Source organism: Novosphingobium sp. MBES04, assembly GCF_000813185.1.
In the GTDB taxonomy this organism is placed as follows: domain Bacteria; phylum Pseudomonadota; class Alphaproteobacteria; order Sphingomonadales; family Sphingomonadaceae; genus Novosphingobium; species Novosphingobium decolorationis.
This window is the reverse complement of sequence record NZ_DF850509.1, coordinates 1-1121: the sequence shown is the minus strand read 5'-3', so window position 1 is coordinate 1121 and position 1121 is coordinate 1. Positions and strand designations below refer to the sequence as shown.

Genomic DNA, 1121 nt, shown 5'->3' with positions numbered 1-1121 from the left:
TCCCACGGGGTGGTGTAGGAACCGTCGATCTACGGCAGGATCGGGTTCAGGTCAGGCGGCCAGTGCTGGCAAGCTGACAATGGGGTTATGGCTCACCGAGCCGAGAGTTTCCAGCGTCATGTAACGGCGCGATACGGCCCACTCATCGTTTTGCTCCAGCATGAGCGCTCCGACGAGACGAACGACGGCAGCGTCATTCGGGAATATGCCGATCACGTCGGCCCTCCGCTTGATTTCTTTGTTGACCCTTTCCAGCGGGTTGGTGGACGAGATCTGCGCCCAATGATCCTTGGGGAAGGCCATGTAGGCGAGCACGTCCTCGCGTGATGCCTCCATCATGTCGGCCAGCTTTGGGAACTTCTCGCGCAGGGCATCTGCAACCTGGTCCCACTGCTGGTGCGCTGCCTCAGCCGTTTCCTGCGCGAAGATGGTCTTGATCATGGCAATGACAGCGGGTCGTTGTTTCGGCGCGGCATGGGCGAACGCATTGCGCATCCAGTGCACTCGGCAGCGCTGCTGGCTCGCGGAAAATACCTTGCTGGCGGCGGCGCGCAGCCCTTTGTGATCGTCGGCGATGACCAGCTTCACACCGCGCAAGCCTCGGTCGGCCAGAGAACGCAGGAAGGCTTTCCAGAAAGGTTCGGCTTCCGATGGGCCGGTGGCCACGCCCAGCACCTCCCGTCGGCCATCGGTGTTGACGCCCACCGCGATTATCGCCGCCGTCGAGACAATCCGTCCGCCCTCGCGCACTTTGAGGTAGGTGGCGTCGATCCATAGATAGGGCCACTCGCCTTCAATCGGTCGCGTGAGGAAGGCATTCACCCGCTCGTCGATCTCGGCAACCAAACGGCTGACCTGACTCTTCGAAACACCGCTGGCGCCCATCGCCTTGACCAGATCGTCGACCGAACGCGTCGAGACGCCGTGGACATAGGCTTCCTGGATCACTGCCGCCAAAGCCTTCTCGGCGGTGCGGCGCGGCTCCAGGAAGCTCGGGAAGTAGCTGCCCTTGCGCAGCTTCGGGATTGCTAGTTCGATGCGCCCGGCGCGCGTATCCCAACTGCGCTCGCGGTAGCCGTTGCGGTGGTTCAGCCGCTCCGGGCTGCGTGATCCGCAAGGCA

The 1121-nt window shown here is 62.9% G+C and carries 1 protein-coding gene; it reads right to left on the bottom strand.

Going from position 1 to position 1121, the window contains the following annotated elements; genetic code table 11:
- Nucleotides 1-51 precede the first annotated feature (51 nt).
- Nucleotides 52-1121, bottom strand: a 1070-nt coding sequence (locus MBENS4_RS23690) for an IS256 family transposase (protein WP_039396899.1), incomplete at its 5' end; no start/stop codon positions are given.